The organism is Sinorhizobium sojae CCBAU 05684, assembly GCF_002288525.1.
Lineage (GTDB): Bacteria > Pseudomonadota > Alphaproteobacteria > Rhizobiales > Rhizobiaceae > Sinorhizobium > Sinorhizobium sojae.
In genome coordinates this window covers 97,313-116,301 of record NZ_CP023069.1, presented here as the reverse complement: position 1 = coordinate 116,301, position 18,989 = coordinate 97,313, and the positions used below count along the sequence as shown (strand labels likewise).

Sequence of the window (18,989 nt, the reverse complement as noted above, 5' to 3'; positions counted from 1 at the left end):
TTTGCTGCATGGATTCAGATTCGAAGCCCCGTGGGAATCCCTGAGAGTCGGAAACGGCGCTCGTTGGTATTATTCGCTGCGACCGTCGACGCTCGTTCCTCGCGGCTTTGTAGTCGACAATACAGCCGTTGATGACGAGGTTATGTTGATCGCGGTTCGGCCGGCGAGTAGAACAAGCCTTTGCCCGATCTGCGGAACAAGGTCGGAGCGAATCCACAGTCGATATCAACGACGCTTGGCTGACCTGCCCTTGGTGGGAAAGCCCGTTCGGCTTGTCATTGAAGCGCGACGGTTCCACTGCGACGCAGTGTTGTGCGGCCGGCGAATCTTCGCCGAGCGCTTCGACGGGGACGTTCTCGCGCCTTCAGCGCGGCGAACTGCGAGGCTCGACCACATCGTCCATCATCTCGGGCTTGCACTGGGTGGCAGGCCAGCGGCCGCCTTTGCCAAGCGGCTGATGTTGCCGGTAAGCAATGATACGCTGCTGCGCGTCGTGCGGCGGCGCGGCAGTCCGCGCTTTGTCCCGCCGATCGTGATCGGGATCGATGATTGGGCGTGGCGACGTAACCAACGCTATGGGACCATCATTTGCGATCTGGAACGGCGCAAAACCATTGCTCTCCTGCCAGATCGGGAGCCGTCGACGGCCCAGGCTTGGCTCTCGGACCAACCTCAGATCAGCATCGTCGCCCGCGACCGCGGCGGTGGTTACGCGACGGCTGCAGCCAAGGCATTGCCACAGGCGACCCAGGTCGCTGACCGCTGGCACTTGATGGAGAATGCCAGCCGGGCATTCGTCGATGCGGTGCGCAAATCCATGCGCCAGATCCGAACCGCGATCGGAGCCGCCACGATCAATCCCGAGCTGCTGACTGCCGCCGAGCGCATCCAGTACGAGGGATATCTTCGCCGCGAAGACACCAACGCCGCCATTCTCGACCTGGCCAAGTCGGGAGCCGCAATCAAGGAGATTATGCGCCGGACCGGATACAGTCGCGGCCTGGTCCGACGCGTGCTGCGTGGTCAACGTTCGGATGTCTTCCGCGTCCGCGAGAACTCGCTCGAACTCTATCTGCCATGGCTTGACGCTCAGTGGTCGGCCGGACACCGGAATGGAACGGAGCTATGGCGGCAACTCAAGAGCCAAGGGTTCCGTGGCTGCCTTCGAGTTGTCACCGAGTGGGCCACACGCCGTCGAAAAGCAGAAAAGGTCGATGACGGTGCCTTGAGCCGAGCGCCCTCGGCCAGGACCATTGCGCGTCTTATGACCATCGGTCGCGACGACCTCTCCAAATCTGAGACCGTGACGGTCGCGGCGATAGAGAGCGGTGTACCGTTGCTCGTCGAGGCGCGGGAAGCCATCGCCGCCTTCCAGGCGATGATCCGCAAGAAATCCCTCGCTGATCTCGATCCATGGTTGGAGAAAACCCGAACGGGTTTAGTAGCCTCCTTCGCCAACGGCATCGTCAAAGACCGTGCAGCCGTCAGCGCCGCGCTAACTTCGCCGTGGTCGAACGGCCAGACGGAGGGGCAAATCACCAAGCTCAAGCTCGTGAAGCGTCAGATGTATGGTCGCGGAAAGATTGACCTCCTCCAAGCCCGCGTCATTGGCGCGGGATAAAATCCGTCACCACCAAAACTGCGTCAGAGCCAATTTTGCACGCCGATTGACATCAGGCCACTGCCGAAGCGAACACAGCCGGGATCGCGTTGTTCATGAGGCTTGATTGGCGGCGACTGGATCGATGCGCACGACGATCTGGCCATGCGAGGACCGTCCGGCGTCGGAGAGAGCTGGTTGGCTTGCGCTCGGGCACAAAGCCTGACGCGATGGTTGCGCCGTCCTTTACCAGTGCGGCGCAAGGCCGTTTGCCCAACTGACGCTTGCTCGTGGAGGGCGATATGCGCGCCTGCCGCGCACCATTTTCAGCTGTTGATCCTGAACGATTGGCGCCTCGAACCTCTCTTTTGATCAAGCGCGAAAATAATCTCCTCGAGATCGTCGAAGGCCGTGACGGACACTGCTCCACCTTCACCGTCGGCTGGGCACACCACTGGTTCCCCGCTTTCGAGCAGGCCTCGGAACTCGCGGCGAATAACGTCCTGCAGCATTTTCTCGGTCCGGCGTCAGTTGACGCGAACTCACGAGGCGTCGAAACGCTCAAGCATCTTTTTGAGCTGAGCGTTCTGCAGATAAAGTTTTTGAGCCAGCAGACGTCGCAGCTCTTTGATTTCCTCGTCGAGGATTGCCACTTCGTTGAAGAAAGTATCCCCGGACGACGAGGTTTGTACGGTCTCAGCTTCATTTGTGGCGACAGCGCTCTGCGCAACCCCCTCGGCGCGCGCGTTCTTGGAGCGTTCTCGACGTCTGATCTCCGGCTTCTTTTGGGAATTTGCGCTTGTCTGGCTTTGCGGCCCCAGCCTCTTCCCAGCCGCATCCGATTGTTTGGTTTCACTTCGTGCAGGGGTTCCAGGCTCTTGAATGTCAGCTGTGAGGTTCATTTCCTGCAGGGGATTGGGGTCGCTTTCCAGCTGGTCCGAAAACATCGACCCGCGATCAACCGCGGAATCGTGATCAGGAGTGCCAGAAGCTTGCGTTGGCTTGTCGAACGGAAGTGGCGACTTGTTTTCCGTTTCGCTTTCGATCACTTCGGGATCAGTGTCAGGCGCAATAAAATTCTCTTGCACGCTTGCCGATCGTCGTCGCGACGCCAATTGAGCAAGAAATTTCCACGGTGTCTTCATAATGTTCCTACCCTCGAAATCGTGGCCTGCGAACGCGCTGCAGGCATGTGCCTTTCCAATGCCCCTCAGCCGGGCATCGTAACGTGCCATCGTCGAATATCTCCCCTCCTCAACATGGACTGGGGGACATTGTCTCTACAAGCGCCTTTTTGCTGGTGATCGCGTGCCAGCATACACAGCCGCATTGCGGTATCGTCCCGGCGTGTGGACCTCGGCTCCGGACCGCCCCATGGAGTGCTTGGAGCATTCTGATCACTGGTTGTGAAGGGGAGCGCACCGCAAGCACTGCGAAGGTTGAAATGGTCCCCTCCATATGACGAAAGGAGGCGATGCAAATCCACCAGCCCGCTGGCGAGCTGGCGAAGACGCGAATTAAGGGAAAATTGACGCGCATCATCCCCAGAAGCTGCTCATGCGAGAGGACACTGATTTTGAGAAAGGCCATCAGAAGAGTGAACTCGCAGAGAGCTTGAGTTTACAATCCGTTCCTCGATGCAAGCGGCGCCCATTCGCCAGACATCGAAATGGAAAATCCTGTTGCAGTGACGCTTCCGGCGGCCCGCATAACGCGGCACGCACGCGGGCCAGGGCCTCCGGCGAGGCAAAGGGTTTGGTGATGTAGTTGCGGGCGCCGGTTTCGAGCCCGGTCACCTTGTCAGCCCGGATAGCGCTGTATAGCTGCAGAAACGGTCGAGACCCGAGATCTCGCGGAAAAGCCGCCGCGCGGTCCGGACGGGACAAGCCTTCACGCGTTCGCGAAGATAGGTCGCGAGCCGGTCGCCAAACATTGTGTTTTGCTTGCGTTGGCCATATTTCGGAGCCTCTAGCCCCCGCTCGACGTACTTGCGCGCGTTCTTGCGATCCATAGCCAATCTGTTTGGCGGTCGCTGACACCGATAGCCCTTGCCCGTGTAGATCCAGGATTATCGTCGTCTCCCCCAGCTTGATTGGCGAAATCCCCTCCCGACCATCGGGAGTAGTATCAGTGACGACGCGCCGAGGATACTCCGGACCCCGCCTCGGAAGACCGGCTACGGCGCAAACTGGCGCAGATCCCGCCACGTTTGAGTTGTTCCAGTATCGAGAACCATTCTGCATATGTCCGTCAGGCCGACTTCCTAATCCTGCTCTTGAGAGTCTCACGCAGATGCGGTCGCGGCGTCTGGGAGAAGCAACAGTTCGACCCTCCGCCAAGTCCAATCGTGTAGTTCCAGGACTTCGAGAAATTGATCGGTAGTTCCGCTCGTCATTCATATCCGGGTCGGACCCAGCTCAAGTTACCGAGTTCCCGGCATCAGAGCACCTCTAGTCTAAAAGCGATCGCGAAAGAATTTCGCCTTCTCTCTTTCAGTTTAAGTCAACTTTCTCTATCGCCGTTCAGAAGATTGCGATAGCTGTTTATTTGGATGGCAAAGATCCACGCCATGGATGAATGCGTATCAAGTCGGGTACGGTGGATGATGCTGGAGACATGGCGCATGAGAGCGCACACGGCCGCTGGGAGAGCTTGAAATGGCCGGGTCAAAGGAACCGGCGTTCCTCAGACAACTGAGCCTCGATTGTTTTGTCTGGTCTTCAATTATCGAGATCGGCCGAGCTTCCTTCAAGGAAGGAGTGAGGAGATTCTTGGGTGGCGACATCAGGCGCATCGCCAGCAGCACACAAGAGTACGCGGATTTCGTATCCTGACATCCTGAAGCGGCGGCCTTCATAGGCGCTGGTGCGACCTCCCAGTCTAGCAGCCACCCTCCCGTCCAGCAAGAACAGCTGCTCCCTCAACAGGCGCAGGATCGATCGGGCCGTCTGGGAATCCCAGACGCATCTGCCACATGCGCCTGGAACACGTTCTTCATCATATCCACCCAATTGTGATTTCGACATGGACGCCTCCCTTGGATAGCTCCCGCCGTATGGCCCGATTTCACCCGATCGAGAATACACACTCTCAAAGCTCAAAGCCTTGTTGAGAAAAGCCGCTGAACGATCCATCGAGAGCCTCTCAACGATGACGTCCCAGGGAGTGGTGTAGCTCGATAGCGGTGGTCACCAGTGTTTTCCGGTAGGGTCGGGTTGTTCAAGACCAACCTGATGGAAAGACCACCGATGACCGACGATATGATGAACGTGCGCTCGCTTGTTGAGAAGAGTGCTGACGCCGATTTGTTGCGTGAGATGATCGGCTTTGCGGCCGAGCGGGTGATGGAGCTGGAGGTTGGCAGTGCGACCGGTGCTGGCTACGGCGAGAAGAATGCGATGCGGTTGGCGCAACGCAACGGCTACCGCGACCGGGATTGGGAGACACGCGCCGGAACGGTCGAGCTTCGCATTCCGAAGCTGCGCAAGGGCAGCTATTTCCCAAGCTTCCTCGAACCGCGTCGGATGGCGGAGAAGGCTCTGACAGCGGTCATCCAGGAAGCCTATGTGCAGGGCATCTCGACCCGCTCGGTCGACGACCTGGTTAAGGCCATGGGCATGAGCGGTATTTCGAAGAGCCAGGTCAGCCGGCTGTGCGAGGAGATCGACGGCAAGGTCAAAGCGTTCCTCGAAAGACCGATCGAAGGCGACTGGCCGTATCTGTGGATCGATGCCACTTACCTGAAGGTCCGCCGTGGCGGCCGCATCGTTTCCGTTGCCGTCATCATCGCCGTTGGCGTCAACACCGATGGCCGGCGCGAGGTTCTGGGCATGGAAGTTGGCACATCCGAAGCCGAGCCGATCTGGACGGAGTTCCTGCGCAGGCTTACGCGCCGAGGTTTGCGCGGCGTGAAGCTCGTCGTCTCCGACGCCCATGAGGGACTCAAGGCTGCCGTTACCAGGGTTCTCAGCGCCACCTGGCAACGATGCCGGGTGGGGCTGTTGAAGAAGTGCTATGTATCTGATTCAATTGAGCAGTCGTTGATTCTCTGGAGCCTCCACGATGCTCGGCCGTAAGGAACGCGATCAGCTTGAACTGTACATGTGCGGCTCGCTTCGGGATCTGGTCCCTGACGATCACGTATTGGTAAAGGTCGATCGAGTTCTCGACCTCTCCTGGCTACACGAGGAGGTGGCTGAGCTTTATGCGGCGGGCTTCGGCCGACCCGGCATCGACCCGGAAGTAGCAGTCCGGCTGATGCTTGCAGGCTTTCTTCTCGGAATTGTCCATGACCGTCGGCTGATGCGCGAGGCTCAGGTAAACATCGCTATTCGCTGGTTTATCGGCTTCGGTCTGCACGAAGCTCTCCCGGACCATTCGTCGTTGACCCGTATCCGTCAGCGCTGGGGTGCAGAACGTTTCCGAACTATCTTTGAGCGGACGGTAAAGGTCTGCGTAGCGGCCAAAGTCGCCAAGGGTGAGGTCGTTCATGTCGACGCCTCACTCATTCGGGCCGACGTCAGTTGGGAAAGTCTTGCGGTCCGCCATATAGATGCGGTCACCGACGCCAACGAAGCCGCTGAGAGCGAACGAAAAAGCCGCAAAACAGGCAAATACAAGAAAGTCTGCGTCACCGACCCTGACGCGTCCATGGCGACCAACGGGCGTAATCGGAGACTGGAGCCGGCCTACAAGCAACATGCCGTGGTGGATGATGCTTGCGGCGTAATTTTAGATGTGGAGGTCACCACAGGCGAGATTAATGAGGGGCAAGTCATACTCAGTCGTCTCGACGCGGTCGCCGCGATGACCGGCACGATAATCAAAACGGCAACGGCCGACGCCGGCTATGCGTATGCTAAGGTGTTCGCAGGAATGGAGCAACGCGCGATCGAAGCGGTTATTCCGGCAAAGGCAGAGCCAATCCGTAGCCCTGTGCCTATGCGCCGCTTTCGTTATGACGCCAAGCACGACACCCTTAAATGTCCGCGTGGCAAGATGCTGAAGGCGGGCCGTGCCGTTAAACATGGGCGCTTCTTTACATCTCGCGCGGCCGACTGTCGGCACTGCGATCTGGCGCGACTTTGCCTTTCCAATGGCCGTGTGAACAAGGCGGTAGTGCTCGGCGATGACTATCCGGCACTCCTGCGAGCTCGTCGCCGAAGAGAACGATGGTCGGACGAGGACCGAGCTTTGTACCAGCGTCACCGCTGGCGCTCAGAGGGATATCACGGCGAAGCGAAGACTTGGCACGGGCTATCGAGAGCGATCCGGCGCGGCCTCATAAATATGAAAATCCAAGCCTATCTGACGGCTGCGGCAGTCAACTTGAAACGACTGGCGAGTGCTTTTCTGTCAATTTTGCTGTTCGTGTACAGCCAAGAAGCTACCAGTTCAGCCCGACATCCCTTCAGGCAAAGGAAAGTTTTTGGAATTGGCTTGTCGGTGGCTTCCGCATAGCTCCGCCGACGATTGGTTCTTCAACAGCCCCCGGGTTCATTTCATGCGCAATGTGCTGGCGCATGCCGGAAAGAGCGGCAGGCGTGTCGTCTCCGCCTTCATCGCCACGGCATTCGCCCAGGTACGGCGGAATCTGCCAGCACGCAGTGGCGCAATGTTGCCGACCAGATAAGACCAAAAGTGCCGAAGCTCGCCGCCATTATGGATGATGCCGAAGAGGATGTGCTCGCCTACATGACTTTCCCGAAAGAGCACCGGGCAAAGCTGCACTCGACCAATCCAATCGAGCGCCTCAATGGCGAGATCAAGCGCCGCACCGAGGTCGTCGGCATCTTTCCCAACGACGAAGCCATTGTCCGCCTCGTCGGCGCATTACTGCTCGAGCAAAACGACGAATGGGCCGTTCAGCGGGCCAGGTATATGACACTTGAGACTATGGCGTCGATGAGCGATGATCCGCAAATCAGCCTGCCTGCAGTCGCACGCTGATATCCCCTCCGGCCCTTGCCGGAAAGCACGGCCATCAGGCGCGAGCTACACCACCCATCGGGACACCATCCTCTCAACGATCGGGCGACTACTCCAACTCTTCACTCCAGACGAATGCGATCAAGCCGAGCAGCCCCCAACACGCCCGCCCTTGGAGTGACCGGAACTGGCGAAACTTCCATAACCTGGATGTTTGGCATCACAAAAATCGATTTTACTTCGAGCGAACTCAAGGGCCCACAAGTAGCAGTATTGACGGAGCCATCGTTGCCGGCGACCGCTTTCTCGGGAATTCGCGTGCATTCCACGCCTCCGGATTCGCCTCGCTCTCCCCACCCAGCAAAATCGTGCACAGTGTTTCGGAGCCAAATTTGACGCGGGTCAACAACTATCATTTATTGCACCGTGAGCTGGCGGAGGAGGACCCATGGCGGCTCGACGCCAATGCGTTCGAGCAGGAGCGACATTCGCAGATGCTTCGGTTGTCGTTTTCCCAAGGTCCTATCACCAACGCACTCGAAGTCGGGTGCGCGGCCGGCGCATTCACGGAAAACTGGCGCCTTATTGCAAGCGGCTGACTGTGATTGATGTGGTGCCGCGAGCGATTGCTCGAACGAGGCAACGGATGAAGGAATCGTCTCACATCAACTGGATAGTCGCTGACGTTCGACAGTTCTCGACTCAGCAGCTATTCGATCTGATCGTCGTGGCCGAAGTTCTTTATTATCTCGAGGATGTAGCCGCGATACGCACCGCCGTTCACAACCTGGTGAGCATGCTGGCGCCAAGTGGGCACATGGTTTTTGGATCCGCAATCGATGCTAATTGCCGGCGCTGGGGGCATGTGGCCGGTACCGAGACCGTCATCGCGATGTTGAACGAAACGTTGATCGAGGTGGAGCAGCTTTATTGCCGCGGCGCATCGGTCAATGAAGACTGCTTGCTTTCCCGTTTTCAGAAATCGACTACCTGATTTGGATAGAGACACTAAGCGCGTCTGTGGCATCAAGTTAACCCATGACGGGGCTATCGCCGTTGTCGAGGATGGAAGGCTCGTCTTCTGTACTGAGCAGGAGAAGCGGAATAACAATTCGCGCTATCAAGAAATCAACAATCTCGATGCTGTTGTGGCGGCTCTGGCGGAAAACGGGGTCAATGCAAGAGATGTTGATCAGTTTGTCATCGACGGCTGGGACGGTGAGGCCGAGTCGCGGTTCAAGGTCCTCAGTGGGGAGACTCCTGTTATCCTCAGAGGCGCGCCTTACGTTGAACGTCACGCCGAGGGACTTCTCGATTGGATCGGCGGCTCCGGCCTCACACTTGGTGATCGGGTTTTTAGCTACAGAAGCTATCCGCATGTGACGAGCCATGTCGCCTCTGCATACTGCACCAGCCCCTTTGCCAAATCCGGAGACCCTGCGCTTTGCCTGGTGTGGGACGGCTGCATATTTCCGCAGCTCTACCATGTGGAAGGCAAGCGAGCCAGCTTCGTCAAATCCTTGTTCCCGGTAACAGGTCAGGCCTACGCTGCCGCGGGCCACTACTTCGGCCCCTATAAGCAGACGAGCCGCGGGGGCTGGGACCTTGGCGTTGCCGGCAAACTGATGGCCTTTATCGCACTGGGATCAGTTCACGTACGCATCGTTGCTGTGTTCCAAAAGCTCTATCAAGAACACTTTGCCGGCGATACTGCGCTTGCCTGCGCCTTCCGTGCGAACATCAACAACTCGGAATCCTCACTTGCGGCCGTGCACGATTTTTTCGCTGCGAGCGCGCTCCAATTGGGGCAGAGGCGCCCGAAGACGTGCTTGCATCGTCTCATTTTTTCCTCGAACGTCTCCTCGTTGACGAAATGGCGAACGCCTTGCAGCACCATCCCCTGCCGGGAGCACGCAATCTGTGCATAGCTGGCGGCTGTGGACTCAATATTAAATGGAACAGTGCGCTGCGCGAGACAGGCCTGTTCGATTCGGTTTGGGTACCGCCCTTTCCTAATGACAGCGGCTCTGCGATTGGTGCAGCCTGCTGTGAAATAGTGGCCCAGCAAGGGTTCGTGCCATTAGACTGGTCAGTCTACAGCGGCCCGAGCCTGCAAGCAGGCGAAGTACCAGCTGGGTGGCATGCTAGCCCGTGCAGCATCTCGGAAGTGGCCGCCATCCTCGCCAGCAACAAACCCGTGGTTTTCCTTTCCGGGCGCAGCGAGCTTGGACCACGGGCACTGGGAGGAAGAAGCATTCTGGCGGCTGCGACCTCGCCGGAAATGAAAGATCATCTTAACGAAATCAAATTCCGCGAACACTTCCGGCCAGTTGCGCCAATATGTCTGGAGGACCGTGCACCGGATATATTTAGTCCCGGAACGCCCGATCCATACATGTTGTTCGATCACCAGACGAAGATGCCGTGGCAGGACAAAGTTCCTGCAGTTGTACATCTTGACGGATCTGCGCGGCTGCAAACCATTTCTAGGAACTCTCAGCATAAGGTCGCCGAGGTACTTGTCGAATATGAAAAGCTCACGGGCATTCCGTTGCTTTGCAACACAAGTGCCAATTACCATGGGCGTGGCTTCTTCCCAAGTGCAGCCGCAGCCTGCGAGTGGGGCCGCGTTGAACACGTATGGTGCGACGGCATGCTATACAGGAAACCGTCCGCAACCGCGTGATCCTATCGGGCGCGGGCTTCGCGCAAGATACGTGTATGTCAACGCATAAGGTTGCTGCCCCACGGCGAAAGGTCACTCTTCCACTGGGGAGCAGCGAACTCCTGGATCGAATGTACAAGTTGAACTTCCGTTCGCCGTTTTCGATCTAACCAAACGCTCGTATATCATTGCGCAGGGCAGTTCCTATGAGCGCCCTTGGTACGAGCAGGCCTATGACGGTGGCTGGGGCGGCTCCGCTGACAACCGAGATTGCAGCTCAAGCGCATTCCTCAGCCAGTCACAGGATAAATACGAACCCGTGAGCGACCGTTCTCTTCCAGCAACTCGGCCCTATAAGGCACGCCGCGGATGTTGATATATGTCGGGCGCCCGGCTTCCGGCATGAGGCGCTCGCTCTCTAGTGCACGGTCAAGGTAAGGTGGAAGCTTGCCTTGGACCGAACTGGTTTGGCAGTAGATTGATATCTACCAGTACGTCGATCACGACATTCTAGGCTGGTTCGGAGCCGTGGCGCCAATTCTCGCCAATGATAGGTCCGATATCCGGAAGCTCCTGAGGGGTCCCCGACGGCCTGATGAGCGACAGCGGTCTGGCGGAGGTGTCAATCGGCACTGAACTTTGACCCTTATTGGAGTGCGCCCTTGGGTGGACAGTCCGGGATGACGAATTGACCGGCCTACCAGGTTTTCGGAAAAATCCCCCGAGCTTGTTGACCAAATTGCCGCTGACGGCGCGGCTCTTCATACGCAGAAGCGCGGTTCTTCCACAAAGCAAGGCTGGGTGTCGACAATCCCGAGTCAACCCTATAGCGCGAACTCCCTGAAGTGCCGGATCCGACCGCGCCCGACGTCGTCCAACGCCGTTTCGCGGTTGCGACACACAGTGCCACTTCTCCTACAACGGCCTCCCAATGACCCCGAAAAAACCGGGCTGGCACAGCTCTTGCCCACACAGACTGGCACAGCTTTTGCTAAGAAGGGTGCGAAGCGGTTGATTTTAAACGCTTCCAATACGTTTATCGAGGCTTTCGAAGAGGCAAACCATGCTCACTACATTTCTGAACAACTTGATGATGGCGATGACTATGGTCACCATGACGGCTCCCGCCCAGCCCCAGATGACCACCGTCGCCACGGCGATTGATTCCAACCCCAACAAAGCTTCCAAGGACGCCTCCGATCCTCGCGCCTATCTGAACGAGATCGACGGCGACAAGGCGATGACCTGGGTCGAGGCGCATAACCTTTCGACCGTCGATAAGCTGTCGAAAGATCCGCGTTACAGCGAGTACCAGGCCGACGCTCTGACGATCCTACAGGCGACCGACCGCATTGCTTCGCCCAGCTTCGCGCGCAACGGGATGATCGACAACTTCTGGCAGGACGGCACGCACGTGCAGGGCCTGTGGCGGCGCACGACCTGGGAGTCCTACAGGTCCGGCAACCCGCAATGGCGCACAATTCTCGACGTCGATGCGCTATCCAAGGCCGAGGGCAAGACCTGGGTATTCGAAGGCGGGGACTGCCTGCCGCCCACGAGCAATCTCTGCCTCATCCGCCTGTCCGATGGCGGCAAGGATGCGGATGTGGTCCGCGAATTCGACATTGCCAAGGGTGAATTCGTTAAGGAAGGCTTCGTCCTACCCGAAGGCAAGCAGTCCGTGACCTGGGTGGACGAGAACACCATCTACGTGACCCGGGAATGGACGCTGGGTGAAGTGACCTCTTCCGGCTATGCCTACGTCACCAAGGTGGTAAAGCGCGGCCAGAGCTTGGATCAGGCGGTCGAGATTTTCCGCGGCCAAAAGAAGGACGTCTCGGCTGAGCGCGGCGTGCTACGCGACATCGATGGCAAGTATGTTATGGACACCTCGTATCGCGGCCTCGACTTCTTCAATACCGAACTAGCCTTTTACCCAAACGGCCACACCGATACGCGCAAGGTGGTCCTGCCCCTACCGACCACGGCCGTCTTTAGCAGCTACTACAAGGGCCAGGCAATCTATTGGTTGAAGTCGGACTGGACCTCGGCCAAAGGCACCGTCTTCCACAATGGTGCGATTATCGCTTTCGATCTCAAGGCGGCGCTCGCCGATCCAGCGCGCGTTGAACCGCTTGTGCTGTTCATGCCAAACGAGCATCAATCTGTCGCAGGCACTACCCAGACCAAAAATCGTCTCGTGCTGTCGATCCTATCGAATGTCACCAGCGAGGTGCGCAGCTTCGATTTCGGCAAGGGCGGCTGGTCGTCTTTCAAGCTGGCTCTGCCGGAAAATTCGACGCTGTCCCTGACGTCTAGCGACGATGAGAGCGATCAGTTGTTCGTCTTCTCAGAAGGGTTCCTCGAACCTTCAACTCTGTTTTGCGCCGATGCTGCAACCGGCCAAGTCGAGAAGATCACTTCGACCCCAGAACGCTTCGATGCCGGAGGCCTGCAAGCACAGCAGTTCTGGGCGACCTCGAAGGATGGAACGAAGGTTCCATACTTCCTCGTAGCGCGCAAGGACGTCAAGCTGGACGGCACGAACCCGACCATCCTCTATGCCTATGGCGGTTTCCAAATTCCAATGCAGCCCAGCTATTCGGCGGTGCTCGGCAAACTGTGGCTGGAAAAGGGTGGTGCCTACGCGCTCGCGAATATCCGCGGCGGCGGCGAATTCGGCCCGAAATGGCACGACGCCGGTTTGAAGACAAATCGTCAGCGCGTCTATGACGACTTCCAGGCCGTTGCGCAGGACCTGATCGCCAAGAAGGTTACTTCGACACCGCATCTCGGGATCATGGGGGGTTCGAACGGCGGCCTGCTCATGGGCGTGCAAATGATCCAGCGCCCCGACCTGTGGAACGCAGTCGTGATCCAGGTGCCGCTTCTCGACATGGTCAATTTCACCCGCATGTCGGCAGGAGCCTCCTGGCAAGGCGAATATGGCAGTCCCGACGATCCGGTTGAAGGCGCCTTCCTGCGCTCGATCTCGCCTTATCACAACGTCAAGGCGGGCGTAGCGTATCCGGAACCCTTCTTTGAGACTTCGACAAAGGATGACCGCGTCGGCCCAGTGCACGCGCGCAAGATGGCCGCCCTGTTCGAAGACATGGGCCTGCCCTTCTACTATTATGAAAATATCGAGGGCGGTCATGCCGCCGCCGCCAACCTGCAGGAACACGCCCGCCGCTACGCCCTCGAATACACCTACATGTTTCAAAAACTCATGGATAATAAGTGAGTGCGTAAAGCCTTAGAGCCTGACCGAAAAAGAGTTGAGTGAAATCAGCCAGTTGTGATTCTGTTTGTTTGCTTAGGACGAACGGAGACCACAATGGGCTGGACTGATTTCACCCGTCGGCAATATGCCCGACGCGCAAGGCGGTATGCAAGCGAGGCACTGTAAAGTTATCAGCGGATTGATGCAGCGATAGCTGGCGGGGACGGCTGTCGGGCTGCGGCGACACACGCGATTTTGCTCCAGATTTGCATGGCGGCGTTACGCAGGTCTTGATGTTGAGCCGATGACAGCGTATTGCGGGGAAAGTGGAACAGGTTGGCAATCGGATCATGGAAACGAACCGCTGAAGCTGGCGTGCCGACTTGAAGCGTTTCATGGTCCTTTCGCGTCGTCGGGTCGGCTGGTGCGAATTTTCCGCTCGATTATTTAGGCCTTTGTGCGACCGGTGTTCGACACCGGGCATGAGGTCGCGCCTGGCGGCATCATAGGACCGGAGCTTGTCGGTGATCATGACCCGTGGTGTCCGCCCTTGAGCCTTCAGCAACTTGCGCATCAGGCGCTTTGCCGCCTTGGCATTTCGGCGGCTTTGCACCAGCACTTCGAGGACGAAGCCGTCCTGATCGACGGCACGCCAGAGCCACTGCTTCTTGCCATTGATGGCCACCACACATTCGTCGAGATGCCATTTGTCGCCCAGGCAGCCGGCTGACCGTCGCTTGATCTCCCGGGCGAAATGCCGTCCGAATTTCTCCGCCCAGCTTCGAATGGTCTGATGCGTGACGATGATGCCGCGGGACGCCAGCATGTCCTCAACCATGCGCAGGCTGAGCGGAAAGCGAAAGTAGAGCCATACCGCGTGCGCAATGATCTCAGCGGGATAGCGGTGGCGACGATAAAGCGGATCACGAGCAACTTCTGACATGGCCCATGTACGCACATCTTCCTCAGCCGTCGGTTAACTTTACGGTGCCACTGCGTCAGGCAGGCGTGCCGGCTTGACCCACGCTCTCGCTGGCAATTAATCTGAGCACGTGGCCGTCGTTTGCGAGCAGCCTCGGATGTTGGCGAGCACGTTGGCAAAGAGCGTGAGCAGGGCACGTTCTCCATTGTCAGATAATCTGAGCAGAAAATGCCGATGTTGGCGAGCACGAGCCGTTATGTTGGCAAGCGGCTACAGTTACACTGCCCATTGGACGTTTTCACGCGGGTATTTCCGGGCGCTTGAGCTATCAGGCGGCCTTGAGATCCCTGAGTGACTTGTCGAAGACGTCCTTGGCCAATTTGGAAATATCGGTAACCGCCTTGGTAGTGAGCGCCCGAAAATCCTTGGCCTGCTCGACTCCCATTTCGACGCGCTTGCCTAGGAATTTGGTCTGCAGCTCAATGATCTCGGACAGCGACTTCGCACCGGACAGCGCTTCGAGATGCGAAAAATCGACTTCGACATTGGCGCGCAGCGCGGCGATCGTCGTCAGCGACAGCTCATTGCCGACCGACCTGGCGGTTTCGAAGGTCGACTTGAGCACTTTCTGGGTCTCTTCGACGCCGAACTGGAATTTGGCAAGCGCTTCTTGCGATTGTTCGATGCCCTTTTCGGCGACCGCGCGGAACTGATCGGCGGCCTTGCTGGGGTCGATTGCCTGGAATTCCACGGTCTCAGCGGGTTGGTTGGGCTTGTCTGCGGGCTTGGACATTTCCGGATCCTTCTGGTTACGATGGTTTGTTGCCTACGAATGCTATGCATATGCCGTGCCAAAGGAGAAATCGTTTCGGAACAATACGATGGCTCGAACACAACTGTGTCGCATGTCCGACATCGTCGGATGCTGTCATCCAATCACGCCGTAAAATGCGCAAATGTCGCGTTGGTGCGCGGATATGAAATCGAACGCATTGGATGTTGTCGGTTATGCCTGCCTGATTTGATGCCGGACAGACTCCGAGCGTCCACACCTCGGCATGCGGTTGAGAACGATGAAAATCGATGGCAGCGGCACCGTAAAGTTAACCGACGGCTGAGGAAGATGTGCGTACATGGGCCATGTCAGAAGTTGCTCGTGATCCGCTTTATCGTCGCCACCGCTATCCCGCTGAGATCATTGCGCACGCGGTATGGCTCTACTTTCGCTTTCCGCTCAGCCTGCGCATGGTTGAGGACATGCTGGCGTCCCGCGGCATCATCGTCACGCATCAGACCATTCGAAGCTGGGCGGAGAAATTCGGACGGCATTTCGCCCGGGAGATCAAGCGACGGTCAGCCGGCTGCCTGGGCGACAAATGGCATCTCGACGAATGTGTGGTGGCCATCAATGGCAAGAAGCAGTGGCTCTGGCGTGCCGTCGATCAGGACGGCTTCGTCCTCGAAGTGCTGGTGCAAAGCCGCCGAAATGCCAAGGCGGCAAAGCGCCTGATGCGCAAGTTGCTGAAGGCTCAAGGGCGGACACCACGGGTCATGATCACCGACAAGCTCCGGTCCTATGATGCCGCCAGGCGCGACCTCATGCCCGGTGTCGAACACCGGTCGCACAAGGCCTAAATAATCGAGCGGAAAATTCGCACCAGCCGACCCGACGACGCGAAAGGACCATGAAACGCTTCAAGTCGGCACGCCAGCTTCAGCGGTTCGTTTCCATGATCCGATTGCCAACCTGTTCCACTTTCCCCGCAATACGCTGTCATCGGCTCAACATCAAGACCTGCGTAACGCCGCCATGCAAATCTGGAGCAAAATCGCGTGTGTCGCCGCAGCCTGACAGCCGTCCGCGCCAGCTATCGCTGCATCAATCCGCTGATAACTTTACAGTGCCGCGAAGAGTTCTTCCCGGGAAAGTGTCCGTCGTGGCATCTTCGAGCATCTTCACTATTGAAGTACGAGTCTTACGATTAACTGCAAAACCACACCACGCTATCTTGAGGGGCAAGAAGACCGCCGCGCAGTCCTTAAATCCGCTACGTCACGGGAGTTGGTCGCAACAGGGTTAGCCAGCTCTATTGCTGCGAAAGGACGCATCCGGCACTCGATAGATACGCCGGTGCAACATTGCCGAAAATGGCTCCTTTGCATCGGCCATTCTTCGAACTTCCCCTATTGCCCGTGCCGCCGCTCGCCGCGCCTGCGCGCCCCCCGCGCCGATCTTCACTTCGAGGTCACAGACCAGTTGTTGAAATTGAAGTTCTTTCCCCCCGGGGACGAGGTAATCTCGACGCCGTATTGGACGCTACCGACTTCTATGTCGCCAAAGTACCCCTTCGACTTGATCCACTGCAGGATACTCTTGATGTCCACTGTCCCGCTGTTGGTCTTCGAAGTGCGCAGCAGTGAGATGACCTTGTGACCATCGGGCCCTTCACCTTCAAACACGTTCCAAGTCGCTCCGCCTACATTGACATTGCTGTAGACCGGAATGGCCGCACCGGAAGGGGCATAATGATATGAAATGGGCTTAACGTTGCCGCTCCCGTCCGAGTTTCCGGTGTAGTTTGTCCAGAGCATTATCTCATGCTTGTTTGAGCTGTCCCAGATATCGTAGGCGACATCCCAGGCGCCGCCAGTGGGAACTTCCTGATTGAAGCTCGAGCTCAGAGTGTTGATTGAACTGAGCGGTTTCCCGATATTGAAAGCCACGTGCGGGTAGCTCTTGATGCCAGGAGTATTAGGCTGGTCCGACCACACGCTCCACCGGTTGACTCCACTCACCGAAATCGTCTGAGGCCCAGGGCGCGGGCCCCATACGTCGTTGTTCCAAGAGTAGCCATCGCGTGAAAAGCTTCCGTATGGAGCGTGCGAACTCCAAATCGGAGCCCGTGCCGATACAAGCGCGGCAGATGATAATGACCCGGCTTCATTCGCGGCCTGCCTAAATAGATCATGATCCTCCTGTGTCCGGACGTACCCCGTTGGGGATCCTTTCGCGGCGCCACCGTTTATCCGATTGGAATCCATAAAGCTCTCCTTTCTACTATGATGACAAAGTCTCCTGCAGATCCGCCCAGCGGGTACCCAAGTTCAGTATAGGCGGTATCGGCATAGAGACTAGATTGGAATGCTAGGAAGGTTGGCTTTCGAGAAGCTGACGAGCTCGAGGAGAAAGGTGGACCCGCGCCCGGGTTTGCCGTCTTTCGGATGACAACGCCGGCACGGTCTATCAGGTACGCAACGGTGCTTCCGAATGAGCAAGGCCAACCGCATCACCCGTTTGACATCCGCCGCCTGCGAGCAGATTCAGGCCCGCATGCTTGAGGCTTGCAGGCAGATCGCTTCAGATCACGGACTGGTCATCGAAAGTACCGGGTGGCGTGGCCTGAAACCTGGCTTCTCATTCGAAACCAGCATTCCGCATCAGCATTCCCACGCCAGATGGCAAGCCCACCAATCTGGATAGGAGATGTTCGCCGTGTTGGCCGAACGGTACGGCCTGGAGGGACTTCGAACGCGAGTTTATCGCTGGCGGCGAACGCTTCCGGATCACCGGCATTGATCCGCGGCGGCCGAAATACCCTATATCCGTTGAGCGTATTCCCGATCACAGGGGTCAAGTTCACCGCTGACAACGTTGCCATGCTGCTCAAAGCTCAGGCCAAACCCTGACGTTCACCAATCGTTCTTCAACTTGGCCAAAATCACAGCTTCGAGCCGACGGGGCCCACAAGCGGGATGAGCAACCATACCGCGGTCCGATCATGTCTTGGACGAGTGGCTGAACAGATCGAGGTTCGTGACAACAAGGCGCCATACCGAATGAGCCGAGCCACGAAAGGCCTGGTCTCGGTGTTCATGGACGGCACATATGTCCGAGCAGTTCCGGGTTCCAGACGCGTCATTTCGAGGTCGTCATGGGGCGCCTCGAGGCGTCCGGTCGCAGCCCCTCGCATTTCGCAACGATGCCAAACGTCAAGACTGCGCGACACCAGACAATCCGCGCCTGCTTGAGGACGCAAGGCTGGTTGCCAGGACGCGAGATTGTTGTGTTCAGCGATGGTGATCCGTCGCTGGCCGATGCGGTCCGGCATGCGGCCAACTCCGACGCGGTGCACATTCTGGACTGGTTTCACGGATCGATGCGCGTTCAGCACCTTCTTGCCGATCGCTGGTGAAGGCGGACGAAGCCGGTCAGTTCGAGTTCCAGTTTGCTGCCCGCGATCTCGATCAAATGCGAGCGAAGTTGTGGTGCGGAAAAGTCACGACAGCACGCTGGCTACTATGTGCGGCGGCTGGCGAACTGCGCCGCGTGGATCGCAAACAGCATTCCCGACGCGTCGTCGCGAAGATCAATCGCTTGGCACAGATGATCATCGAATTCGACAGGTATCTCGAAATCAACCAATCTTCCATGCCGAACTACGCCAAACGGTCGCTGCAGGGGCTACCCGTGTCGAGTTCGCGTGCGCAATCATCCGCAAATGCCTTGGTCAACAGGCGCATGAACAAACGTCGACAAATGCGATGGTCACCACAGGGCGCGCAGCGCGTGCTCCAGACGAGAGTAGCAGTGCTCGATGGACGCCTGCAGGATGGCCGGTTTTCTCTCGCCGCCTAACCCCACGGTTCCTTC

At 57.8% G+C, this 18,989-nt stretch carries 11 protein-coding genes and 8 pseudogenes; 15 read left to right on the top strand and 4 right to left on the bottom strand.

Features of this window, described 5'->3' with window-relative positions; all coding sequences use genetic code 11:
• The first annotated feature begins 76 nt into the window (after positions 1 to 76).
• Positions 77 to 1,621 (top strand): ISL3 family transposase, encoded by a 1,545-nt coding sequence (locus SJ05684_RS27730; protein ID WP_041409929.1) that lies wholly within the window; start codon positions 77 to 79, stop codon positions 1,619 to 1,621.
• 102 nt (positions 1,622 to 1,723) lie between these two features.
• Positions 1,724 to 2,031: pseudogene (locus SJ05684_RS27725) on the top strand (ATP-binding protein); the annotation flags it as partial.
• 111 nt (positions 2,032 to 2,142) lie between these two features.
• Here the strand turns inward: SJ05684_RS27725 and SJ05684_RS27720 are convergent.
• Positions 2,143 to 2,835 carry a hypothetical protein gene (locus SJ05684_RS27720; protein ID WP_080579325.1) on the bottom strand — a complete coding sequence of 231 codons (693 nt, stop codon included), beginning with the start codon at positions 2,833 to 2,835 and terminating at the stop codon, positions 2,143 to 2,145.
• A 1,422-nt stretch (positions 2,836 to 4,257) separates the two neighbouring features.
• Here SJ05684_RS27720 and SJ05684_RS31210 point away from each other — a divergent pair.
• The 8 genes and pseudogenes from SJ05684_RS31210 (at position 4,258) to SJ05684_RS27670 (ending at position 13,437) form a co-directional block, all read left to right on the top strand.
• Positions 4,258 to 4,434: a hypothetical protein gene (locus tag SJ05684_RS31210; protein ID WP_014857801.1), complete on the top strand. Its 177-nt coding sequence runs from the start codon at positions 4,258 to 4,260 to the stop codon at positions 4,432 to 4,434.
• A gap of 211 nt (positions 4,435 to 4,645) precedes the next feature.
• Positions 4,646 to 4,744 (top strand): annotated as a pseudogene (locus SJ05684_RS31135) (IS630 family transposase); the annotation flags it as partial.
• 104 nt (positions 4,745 to 4,848) lie between these two features.
• Positions 4,849 to 5,607: pseudogene (locus SJ05684_RS27705) on the top strand (IS256 family transposase); the annotation flags it as partial.
• A 55-nt stretch (positions 5,608 to 5,662) separates the two neighbouring features.
• On the top strand, positions 5,663 to 7,060 hold the full coding sequence (locus tag SJ05684_RS27700; RefSeq protein WP_014328799.1) for an IS1182 family transposase: 1,398 nt from the start codon (positions 5,663 to 5,665) through the stop codon (positions 7,058 to 7,060).
• 31 nt (positions 7,061 to 7,091) lie between these two features.
• Positions 7,092 to 7,549, top strand: a pseudogene (locus SJ05684_RS27695) (transposase); the annotation flags it as partial.
• A 344-nt stretch (positions 7,550 to 7,893) separates the two neighbouring features.
• Positions 7,894 to 8,522, top strand: a pseudogene (gene nodS / locus SJ05684_RS27685) (nodulation methyltransferase NodS).
• Position 8,523: 1 nt separating this feature from the next.
• Positions 8,524 to 10,214: pseudogene (nodU, locus tag SJ05684_RS27680) on the top strand (nodulation protein NodU).
• 1,042 nt (positions 10,215 to 11,256) lie between these two features.
• On the top strand, positions 11,257 to 13,437 hold the full coding sequence (locus SJ05684_RS27670) for a prolyl oligopeptidase family serine peptidase (RefSeq protein WP_014857788.1): 2,181 nt from the start codon (positions 11,257 to 11,259) through the stop codon (positions 13,435 to 13,437).
• 170 nt (positions 13,438 to 13,607) lie between these two features.
• On the opposite strand, the pseudogene SJ05684_RS27665 reads toward SJ05684_RS27670, so the two are convergent.
• Positions 13,608 to 14,359, bottom strand: a pseudogene (locus SJ05684_RS27665) (IS6 family transposase).
• A 307-nt stretch (positions 14,360 to 14,666) separates the two neighbouring features.
• The gene (locus SJ05684_RS27660; protein ID WP_034859947.1) at positions 14,667 to 15,131 is read right to left on the bottom strand and encodes a phasin; all 465 of its coding nucleotides are present in this window, start codon (positions 15,129 to 15,131) and stop codon (positions 14,667 to 14,669) included.
• Positions 15,132 to 15,478: 347 nt separating this feature from the next.
• Here SJ05684_RS27660 and SJ05684_RS27655 point away from each other — a divergent pair.
• A pseudogene (locus SJ05684_RS27655) lies at positions 15,479 to 16,190 on the top strand (IS6 family transposase).
• A gap of 383 nt (positions 16,191 to 16,573) precedes the next feature.
• Here SJ05684_RS27655 and SJ05684_RS27645 read toward each other — a convergent pair.
• Entirely contained in the window at positions 16,574 to 17,380 is an 807-nt protein-coding gene (locus tag SJ05684_RS27645) for a glycoside hydrolase family 12 protein (protein WP_015633421.1), read from the bottom strand.
• Positions 17,381 to 17,606: 226 nt separating this feature from the next.
• On the opposite strand from SJ05684_RS27645, the gene SJ05684_RS30765 reads away from it, so the two are divergent.
• The 4 genes from SJ05684_RS30765 to SJ05684_RS29860 all read left to right on the top strand — a co-directional run bounded on the left by SJ05684_RS30765 (position 17,607) and on the right by SJ05684_RS29860 (position 18,974).
• Positions 17,607 to 17,819, top strand: coding sequence for a hypothetical protein (locus tag SJ05684_RS30765; protein WP_223843498.1), 213 nt, complete (start codon positions 17,607 to 17,609; stop codon positions 17,817 to 17,819).
• On the top strand, positions 17,746 to 17,985 hold the full coding sequence (locus SJ05684_RS31205; RefSeq protein WP_490243281.1) for a hypothetical protein: 240 nt from the start codon (positions 17,746 to 17,748) through the stop codon (positions 17,983 to 17,985). Before SJ05684_RS30765 ends, SJ05684_RS31205 begins: the two co-directional genes overlap by 74 nt.
• A gap of 417 nt (positions 17,986 to 18,402) precedes the next feature.
• Positions 18,403 to 18,531: a hypothetical protein gene (locus SJ05684_RS30875; protein ID WP_280109819.1), complete on the top strand. Its 129-nt coding sequence runs from the start codon at positions 18,403 to 18,405 to the stop codon at positions 18,529 to 18,531.
• Positions 18,528 to 18,974: a hypothetical protein gene (locus SJ05684_RS29860; protein WP_015633423.1), complete on the top strand. Its 447-nt coding sequence runs from the start codon at positions 18,528 to 18,530 to the stop codon at positions 18,972 to 18,974. The genes SJ05684_RS30875 and SJ05684_RS29860 overlap by 4 nt, the downstream gene beginning before the upstream one ends.
• The last annotated feature ends 15 nt before the right edge of the window (positions 18,975 to 18,989 follow it).

What these genes read in the sequence shown, in the direction of transcription:
- SJ05684_RS27720 (WP_080579325.1), bottom strand. Translation starts at nt 2,835, where the DNA reads ATGGCACGTTACGATGCCCGGCTGAGGGGCATTGGAAAGGCACATGCC.
- SJ05684_RS31210 (WP_014857801.1), top strand. Translation starts at nt 4,258, where the DNA reads ATGGCCGGGTCAAAGGAACCGGCGTTCCTCAGACAACTGAGCCTCGAT.
- SJ05684_RS27700 (WP_014328799.1), top strand. Translation starts at nt 5,663, where the DNA reads ATGCTCGGCCGTAAGGAACGCGATCAGCTTGAACTGTACATGTGCGGC.
- SJ05684_RS27670 (WP_014857788.1), top strand. Translation starts at nt 11,257, where the DNA reads ATGCTCACTACATTTCTGAACAACTTGATGATGGCGATGACTATGGTC.
- SJ05684_RS27660 (WP_034859947.1), bottom strand. Translation starts at nt 15,131, where the DNA reads ATGTCCAAGCCCGCAGACAAGCCCAACCAACCCGCTGAGACCGTGGAA.
- SJ05684_RS27645 (WP_015633421.1), bottom strand. Translation starts at nt 17,380, where the DNA reads ATGGATTCCAATCGGATAAACGGTGGCGCCGCGAAAGGATCCCCAACG.
- SJ05684_RS30765 (WP_223843498.1), top strand. Translation starts at nt 17,607, where the DNA reads ATGAGCAAGGCCAACCGCATCACCCGTTTGACATCCGCCGCCTGCGAG.